The sequence below is a fragment of the Paenibacillus riograndensis SBR5 genome (genome assembly GCF_000981585.1).
Lineage (GTDB): Bacteria > Bacillota > Bacilli > Paenibacillales > Paenibacillaceae > Paenibacillus_AQ > Paenibacillus_AQ riograndensis.
Window position 1 is genome coordinate 2,057,789 of sequence record NZ_LN831776.1, and the last position, 9,190, is coordinate 2,066,978.

The following is a 9,190-nucleotide window of genomic DNA, read 5'->3' on the forward strand; positions in this document are numbered from 1 at the left end:
AGGAACATGACCATGGAAAATGATCTTAGTCTTAACTCGAAGGTTGCAGTCATCGGAATGGCTGGAAGGTTCCCGCAAGCAGGGGATATCGGGGAATTCTGGCATAACCTGGTTCAAGGTGCGGAAGGGATTCAATTCTTCTCCAAAGAGGAATTGCGGCAGGCGGGAGTGAATCCGGCCTTGCTTGAGAAACCCGAATATGTACCGGCTTCCGGCCGTTTACAAGACATCGGGCGGTTTGATGCCGCCTTTTTTCAATACACCCCAAGAGAAGCGGAAATCATGGACCCGCAGCAGCGGCTGTTTCTGGAGTGCGCTTGGACCGCAATCGAGGATGCCGGGCATAGCCTGTCCCAATACGACGGGGCGGTTGGCGTATTCGCCGGGGTAGGTGCAAATAAATATATCACCCATATTATGAGCCATCCTGAGCTGCTGCAGATCCTGGACCACCGGCAAATCGAGGTAGCCAATGACAAGGACTTCCTCACAACCCGGGTTTCTTACAAACTGAATGCGACCGGTCCCAGTTTTGCCGTACAGACCGCTTGCTCTTCCTCCCTCGTGAGTGTGCATATCGCATGCCAAAGCTTGTTGAATGGCGAGTGCGATATGGCACTGGCCGGGGGCGTTTCCATTCAATTTTTAGACAAGAGCGGATACCTCTATAAAGCGGGCGGCATCGAATCGCCGGATGGACACTGCCGCTGCTTCGATGAAAAGGCGGAAGGAACCGTGTTCGGCGACGGGGTTGGTGTGATAGTGCTCAAAAGGCTGGAGGAAGCCATTGCGGACAAGGATCATATCTATGCCGTGATTAGCGGGTCAGCCGTCGGCAATGACGGGGCGGGCAAGATCGGGTTCACGGCACCGGGATTTGACGGACAGGTACAAGTGATTTCGGAGGCTATGGAAGTGGCCGGAGTGACGCCGCATGATATAGGATATATCGAGGCGCACGGCACCGGAACCAAATTGGGTGATCAGGTAGAGATTGCGGCCCTTAAGGAAGTGTTCAAAAGCCGGGCTCAGGAAGAGGCGTGTTACATTGGTTCCGTCAAGTCCAGCATCGGGCATTTGAACACCGCCTCAGGCATCGCCGGCCTGATCAAAACGGTTCTGGTCATCCAGCAGAATCTCATCCCGCCGCTCCTGCACCTCCGGAGCCCGAATCAGCAGCTGGAGTTGGAGGACAGCCCGTTCCGGCTGAATCAGGGTCCGGTGACCTGGGCCGCGGGTGGACAGAAGAGGGTGGCAGGTGTCAGTTCTTTTGGCATCGGAGGCACCAATGCCCATGTCATTGTCGAACAAGCCCCGGACTTCCGTCCGGAACCAGGCAGACAGGCGGGTTATCTGCTGCCGTTCTCGGGAAAAACGGAGCAGGCCCGGCAGCGCAACCTTGACAATCTGCTGGCATACCTCAAAGCCAATCCGGAGGCCGATCTTGCGCGGGTGTCTTATACCCTTCAGACGGGAAGGGAGCATTTTGACTACCGGGGCTTTCTTCTTTGCGGCAACCATGGAGAGCAGCGGATCATCTGCCCGGACCAGCGGGCGTCTAAGCAGGAGAAATCCGTTGTTTTCTTGATCTCTTTGGAACAGGCTCCCCCCGTAACCATGGTTCGAAAATTGTACAGGCAAGAGCCTTTCTTCCGGCAAACAATGGACGAAAGCTTTCATATGGTGGAACGGATGTTTCAGCTTGATCTCACAAAGCGGATATCCCCTGAAGCTGATAATGTTCAAGGACAAGCGGAGTTCCCATCCAGCCAGGAGCCCTATGGACCGCTTCTGTCTTTCATATTTGGTTATTCCCTGGCACAGCTATGGCAGCACTGGGGCGTTTTCCCGCAAGCGGTGGCCGGGGACTGGATCGGTGAATATGTCGGCGCTTGCCTGGCGAATGTTTTTTCACGTGAGGATGCCTTAAAATTATTGTTCTTCCAGGGGGAGGTTCCGGAAGGCATGGTGCTGGGACAACCAGCCATCCCGGTTCTGTCCAATATATCGCAGACCTGGATGGAAGAAGGGCAGGCAACCTCCCTGGCCTATTGGAAACAGGTCTTGAACCACCCAAGCAATCTGCCGGCTTGCGTGTCAGAGCTTGCCGCACTCCAAAATCCGGTATATCTCAAAATCGGTCCGGGGCAGCATCGTCCGGATATGCTGGACCTGATCATCCAGGAAAAAAATCCAACCGCTTTATTGCTGGATTCCCTGCCCGGGGAAGCAGACAACGAAGCAGCTGACAGGGGCCTTCTCGAATCCCTGGGGAATTTGTGGCTGGCAAACGTTGAGATCTGCTGGAAGAACGTTCACTCCGGCGGGCAGGCAAGAAAAATTCCGCTGCCGACCTATGCTTTTGATAGAGAGACTTACTGGATTGACAGAGCTGTTGCTGGTGTGCAGGGCAGCCTTGAGGCAGGTGAACGTCACGAAGAGCCAGCAATGGTAATGAGCCGGGGAGACCATTTTGTTCAGGTTGGCAGCACAAACTATATGCTGGATTCGTCTCAGCTGCAGCAAATTCAGGAGCTGCTTGCCAGCTTCTCCGCCAGTCCGGCCGGATCATTCCCGGATGTGCCCGAGAAACGTAAAGCGTACATCGTCTCCAGACTGTGCAGCATCCTGGAGGAATTACTAGGAAGACAACCGGTCAGCAGTCAGGACGACTTTTTCGAAATTGGGGGCGATTCTGTAACGGCGATCCAGTTTGCCTCGCGTGCGAAGGATTTTGACATTGCGTTTGCTTCAGATCTGCTCTTTGAATACCCGACGATAGAGCAATTATCGGATAAAATCCTGGAGCAGCCGGCGGCCTCCCTGCAAGAAGAAAAGCCTGTGCCGGAACAACGGGCGGGCATTCATTATTTTGATGTCGGTACCTCCGATCAGAACCTGTTGGCGGAGGTTTTATCTGCCGAAGAAGTCGAAAGTGTGTATCCGCTGTCATTTATGCAGCTTCTGGTGTTGAATCACAATATCATTAACGCCCGCTTAGGCACGGTGAGCCTGCTTTCGTTTCAGATTTTCGAAGAGCTGCAACGAGACCGTTTTCAGTCCGCCTGGAACAAGGTGGTGAACCGCCACACCCTGCTGCGGACAGGCTTTGTCTGGAGAAGAATTTCCAATCCGGTTCAGTTTGTCAAAAAAAAGGCTGAAATCACCATCCACGAGCTGGATTGGACCGGACTCTCCCAAGAAGGACAGGAGCGCGGTTTGGATGAGTTCCTGTCCCTTGAAAGCAAAAGAAGCTTTAAAGTGGATGAGGTTCCGCAAATGCGTTTCCATCTTATGAAGCTCCGGGAGGCCTGTTACCAATTTGTCTGGTCCTACCAGAACTCTTTGTTTGACGGCTGGAGTATGAATATTATTTTGCGGGAAGTATGGGACAGCTATGAACAGAGCGAATCCCGGAAGCTTCTGCCCGAAACCGCGCCCACTCCTTATCTAACCTATATGCAATGGCAAAAAACAAAGGATATCGGGGAAGCGAAGCAGTGCTGGACAGCAGAAATGAAGGGTTTCAGCATGGAAACGCAGCCGGAGTTAGCGGACGACATGACCTCTCTGAACTACGAAGGCGCTTTTCAGAGTGCGGATATTCCTCCCGGTGATCTGCAGGCGGCAAGAGATTATGCCCGGAAAGGACAGATCACGATGAATACGCTGTTTCTCGGCGTGTGGGGTCTGGTGCTTGCCCGGTTGCTCAAGAAGCATGACCTCATGCTCGGAATGATTACTTCCGGAAGAGTCCCGGAGGTGGAGCATATGGATACCATGGTGGGATTGTTTACGAACAGCCTGCCTGTCCGCTTGACGTACGCTCCTGCGGAGCGTGTCCTGGACTGGTTTCAGGCGCTGCAAAAAAAATTACTGAAGCTCAGACGCTACGAGCATGTTACGTTACAGCAGATCAGCCAGTGGTCCGGGCTTCCCGTCGACTATTTACAGAGGGTGGCCAACACACGGAGCCTGGTCTACACCAATTTTCCGTTTCATGTGAACCAGGCACAGAGCGGAAGCGGGCAGAACCTGCTTCAGGCAGAGAGCATGGGACAATTGCAGCTTCCCCTGCGTCTGTTTGTCAATCCGGGTGAAGAGCGGTTTACGCTCCGGATCGAATACAACCGCAGTGTGTATGATCATGACCATATCGCTAACCTGCTGTTGGATATCCGGCAGCAGCTAGCCAAGATTCCCCGTGTGTCAACACTGGGGGAGTTAGTCCATCCAGAGGGAGAGCAGAAAGGACATTTGTAATGAAACATATTGAAGTCTATAATGCCAAATTGCATAATCTCAAAAACATCACAACGAAAATTCCGAAGCAACAGCTTATTGTTGTAACGGGCATAAGCGGATCGGGGAAATCCAGCTTTATCTTTGATACGCTCCATCATGAAGGGCAGCGGCTGTATCTGGAAGCCTTAGGCATTTCCCATGACGTCCTGCACTATGACTCGTTTGATATGATTCAGGGGCTTAGTCCGACGATTGCCGTACAGCAGAGAACCGTGAGCAACCTGAACCCAAGGTCGGTTGTAGGGACAGCCACCCGGCTCCTGAACCTGATGGCGCTGATCTATGTGAACGAAGGGGTGGAGAAGGGGAGCGAACAGACAGAGGCTTCCTTGCGGGGGGATGTCCCCGGAATGTTTATGTTTAACTCCCCTCATGGGTCCTGCCCGGCCTGCAGCGGAAGAGGAACGATCACTGAGGTGAATATTGCCAAAATTCTGCCCCCTGACAGCGAATCGATCGAAGCATGGCATCAGTTCGCCTATGAGTTTCCGCAACACAAAAAAGAAGAAAAGGAATATGTCACGAAAAGGTTTGCTAACTTTATCCAATTCTATAATCTCGCGCCGGAGACGCCGGTTTCCGAGTTATCCGGAGAGGCCCGGGACGTTTTTATGCATTACCGGCCCAAACGGACGCAAAGCAAAGGGAACCTTATCTTTTATGGCGTGAATGTAGTTATTGAAGAGAAGCTAAAAAAAGTGAATCTGCAGCAGTTTCCTGATCTCCATATTACCCGGCCATGTACAAGATGCCACGGGTACCGGCTTGGGGAAAAAGCGCTATCCGTCACATTGGAGAATAAGCATATTGGCCAGCTTTGCCGGATGGATGTGCTCGGGCTTACAGCGTTTTTTCAGGATTACCTGGACGTAAGGCCGCACACTGCTTTTGTGATGCATTTGATCAAGGAGATTCTCGGCAAGCTGGCCTGTATGGAGACTGTTGGCTTATCTTACCTTAATCTGTACAGGGAGATCCCGTCTCTTAGCGGCGGGGAAATCCAGAGACTGCATATCATGTCCCATCTTTCGGCCAAAGTGGATTCGATCATTTATATCTTTGATGAACCGACGGCCGGCCTGCATGAAGTGGAGAAGGCTAAGATTATCGAAAGCTTTCAAAGCTTGAAGGAACAAGGAAATACGGTAATTGTTGTAGAACATGACGAAAGTGTGATCCGGCAGGCTGAATACATCATTGATTTTGGTCCCAAAGCGGGTGAGCAGGGCGGAACTATCGTCTATCAAGGGGACTATGCCCGCTTTCTTGATTCCGCTGAATCCATAACGGCCAAGTATCTGCTGCACAAACCGATGCCGCCCAAAGAATACACGGTTGCAGCGGATGCCTCCACGCCCAGGCTTTCCATCAGAAATGCCCAAACCAATAACCTGAAGAATATTAACGTGGATATCCCGCTGCAGTCTATCGTAGGAATATGCGGTTTGTCCGGCAGCGGAAAAAGCTCCCTGATGATCGATACATTGATCCCTAAGCTGCAGGCCGCATTGAAGGCGCGGGCACCGGGAAACAAGCGGGCGGACGAAGCCGAAACTGAAACCGAGACCGAAAATGACACCGTTCAGGCCAGCGCAGAGGCGGAGCTGGAAGGCGCCGGGAATATAGACGGATTTGTCGTCGTCACCCAGCAGTTGGCCCGGAGGCATGAAAATTCGATTGTGGCTACCTTTCTGGGGGTCTGGGAGCCGGTCCGCCATATTTTCTCCACCCAGGAAGAGGCGGCGGCGCAGCAATTTACGAAAGGGCATTTTTCCTTTAACTCCATGGGCTCATGCCCGATGTGCAATGGGTACGGGCACATCAAGAGATGGCTGAGCCAGCTTGTGTTTAGTGAGGAATGCCCGTCCTGCCAAGGCAAACGCTTTAAGGATGAGGTACTGCGGGTGAAGTACAAGCAGCGCAGTATTGCTGATATCCTTGCGATGTCTGTTACGGAAGCTCAGGCATTTTTTCAGGACCAGCCCAAGATCAGCAGCCTGCTCACTGCGATTGAAGAGATGGGCATGGGCTACATTCATTTGGGTCAAAGCCTCACAACACTGAGCGGAGGAGAAGTGCAGCGCTTAAAGCTTGCCAGAGAGCTCGGGAAAAGCGGAAAAGTCAACTATCTGTATATCTTGGATGAACCTACTGTCGGGCTCAGCTACTACGATGCCGAAAAATTGCTGATGATATTAAGCAAACTGGTAGCCGGCAAGCATTCCGTCATTCTTATCGAACACGACCCGTATGTTCTTTCCTATTGTGATTATCTCATCGAGTTAGGGCCGGGCGCAGGACACAAGGGAGGGGAGATTGTTGCCACCGGAACACCTGAAGAAGTGAAAAAGCATGCCGGCTCGATGATTGGCCCGTTTTTGGAATAGCCTCTCATTCGAAACTGAAAGGGGAAGTATGGAATGAAGAAAGTGCTTTTACCGGTGGTACAGCCGCCTATTTGGGGATACCAGTTTTTTGCTTTTCCGCTTAGCATCGTGCTTGCACACGACAAAAGTCTGCCTTGGTTCTACAGCAACTATATACAAGTGTGTTATGACAAAAGACCTGATCCGCCCATCCCCTTTACTTTTTACATTCACGACCATACCTTAAATCCATGGCTGCATGTCGAACGCCTGCAAAGAGGCACAATGGGCATCATCAAGCGGAATATTGTTGAATTTATCCGGGACTGTCTCGATGACGGCATGTATTGTAATCTGAACGTAGACGAGTTTTTTATCCCGGAACGGGAAGTTTACCGCAAAAGCCATCTTTCCCATGATGTATTGGTCCACGGATATGATATGCAGGAGCAGACCTTTCAGCTTATGGGCTTTACAGACAAGCATACCTTTGCTTCCACCAGCGTACGGTTTACCGACTTTGAGCAGGCGTATCACAACATTGACGTTATCGATCATCAGGCGGTGTGCGACCGGATCTTTCTGTATAAATGGAATGAATCAGGACAATATGATTTTGATCTGGCCCTGGTTCAGGAAACGCTTGAAGATTACCTGCTCTCCAGAAATACATCTGCCCGATTCCGGATGGTTGCCTCCCCTTGGAATCATTGTGATTACGGGTTGAAGACCTATGCCTCTCTGCTGCACTATTTTGAGCAATTGCTGAATGGGCACACCGGCTTCGACGTCAGGCATATTCACAGCTTGTGGGAGCATAAGAGCTTGATGACAGCCCGCATCAGATACATGCAAGGGCTTTCACAACCGCTTATTTCTTCTGATGATGTGCTTGCTTCTGCCATGGAACTGGAACGGCTGGCCTTAAACGCGCGAAACTTGATGCTGAAATATTATTTGCACAATACTCCGCAATCGCTTGTCAGAATCATGGGGTATCTGGAAGAAATAGCATCCAAGGAAAAGCTGTTCATGGAAAAGCTATTGGATCACCTGTCTCCAAACAAAGTGTACTCCTTCTAAGCCATTGTCATGATCCATCCCGCTCAAGGGCTGTAGGTAAAATCCAAAAGGGGAGTGATTCTAAGCGTGATAACCAAAAATGAAATTGAAGCCCAATTGGTGCAAATTTATCTCAAACAGATGCAAGCGGTGGCAGCCGGTGATGCAACTGGCGATGCAGTTGTGCAGACTAACGGAATTGATTTTTCCAGGGAGCAAATCAGCCTGCAGGAGGCAGGAATTAACTCACTGGGGTTCATCCGGTTAGTGGTTGAGATCGAAAATACGTTTCAAATTCAATTTGAGGATGACATGCTGGACATTCAATTATTCCATTCACTGCAAGATCTGGTTGCTTATATTGAGCGGGAAGTGAATAAAGCGTCGTAACCTGCAATTTCTTGACAAGGGTATAGGCGTACGATAATATGTTGGTTAAGGGTTCCAAGTCGACAATTTTTTGGATAGATAAAGATACTCATAGTGGTAAAACCTGTCCTGACAACAGTAGAGTTATAGGGGAGGTTTTTGCTTTATTCTCACAAAAATAACCAGACTGTTCTATTGAAGCTTAGGCACTTTAGAATGACGCAGGGGCCATAAATGGTAGAGTAGTAGTGTATGATGCATGATACACGAAATGGCGAAGCTATGCCTCTGAAGACGTTGTCTAAAAAGGAGAATACGCAGTGGGCACGAGCAACGGTTCTTTGGATGGGATGAAGTTGTTTTGTTTGCCGTACGCAGGTGGTTCTGCTACCGTATTTACAAAGTGGAAACGAGAGCTGGACTCAAGAATTGAACTGATTCCCGTAGAGCTGGCCGGGAGGGGAAGAAGGTTTGTAGAACCATTTTATCCTTCGCTGCATGACGGGGTGATGGATATCTCGACTGCGATTATGGATCAAATAGGCGACAAAGGCTACTCCTTATTTGGACACAGCATGGGGACGTTATATATATGTGAACTGATGAAACAAATTCAGGCCAACGGCTGGGAAAAACCGCGGCATCTTTTTCTGTCCGGCATGCACCCGCCCCATATTCAAGATAAGAAGAAGATACATCATTTGCCGGATGATGAATTCTGGCAGGAAGTCATCAGGCTTGGCGGAACTCCGAAGCAGGTTTCGGAGAACAAAGAACTGATGGAAATTTTCACACCAGTCCTAAGGTCTGACTACAAGAATGTAGAGAGCTATATCACTGAAGCCCCCCAAGAGAAATGGGATATGGATATTACCGTTCTTGTCGGTGATGAGGATGAGATCACAAGCATGGGTGATATCCGGCAGTGGAATGAGTACACGACCCAATCCTGCTCGATCGTTACGTTTCAGGGCGGGCACTTCTTCATCAACGAGGAAGAGAAGAAGGTCATCGACCTCATTAACAGAACACTAATTGCATAGAATGTGCCAGCATAAATAACCCTCGCCTGTATATGGTGAAGGGTT

5 protein-coding genes are annotated in these 9,190 nt (G+C 50.4%); all 5 read left to right on the plus strand.

The features are described from left to right. Positions 1-6 precede the first annotated feature (6 nt). The 5 genes from PRIO_RS08600 to PRIO_RS08620 all read left to right on the plus strand — a co-directional run bounded on the left by PRIO_RS08600 (position 7) and on the right by PRIO_RS08620 (position 9,145). On the plus strand, positions 7-4,263 hold the full coding sequence (locus PRIO_RS08600; RefSeq protein WP_039790550.1) for a beta-ketoacyl synthase N-terminal-like domain-containing protein: 4,257 nt from the start codon (positions 7-9) through the stop codon (positions 4,261-4,263). Continuing rightward, positions 4,263-6,692: an excinuclease ABC subunit UvrA gene (locus PRIO_RS08605; protein WP_046501888.1), complete on the plus strand. Its 2,430-nt coding sequence runs from the start codon at positions 4,263-4,265 to the stop codon at positions 6,690-6,692. The genes PRIO_RS08600 and PRIO_RS08605 overlap by 1 nt, the downstream gene beginning before the upstream one ends. A gap of 33 nt (positions 6,693-6,725) precedes the next feature. Next, on the plus strand, positions 6,726-7,754 hold the full coding sequence (locus PRIO_RS08610; RefSeq protein WP_020431293.1) for a hypothetical protein: 1,029 nt from the start codon (positions 6,726-6,728) through the stop codon (positions 7,752-7,754). Positions 7,755-7,820: 66 nt separating this feature from the next. Continuing rightward, positions 7,821-8,123: a phosphopantetheine-binding protein gene (locus PRIO_RS08615; protein WP_020431292.1), complete on the plus strand. Its 303-nt coding sequence runs from the start codon at positions 7,821-7,823 to the stop codon at positions 8,121-8,123. A 299-nt stretch (positions 8,124-8,422) separates the two neighbouring features. Further along, positions 8,423-9,145: a thioesterase II family protein gene (locus tag PRIO_RS08620; protein WP_020431291.1), complete on the plus strand. Its 723-nt coding sequence runs from the start codon at positions 8,423-8,425 to the stop codon at positions 9,143-9,145. Positions 9,146-9,190 lie beyond the last annotated feature (45 nt).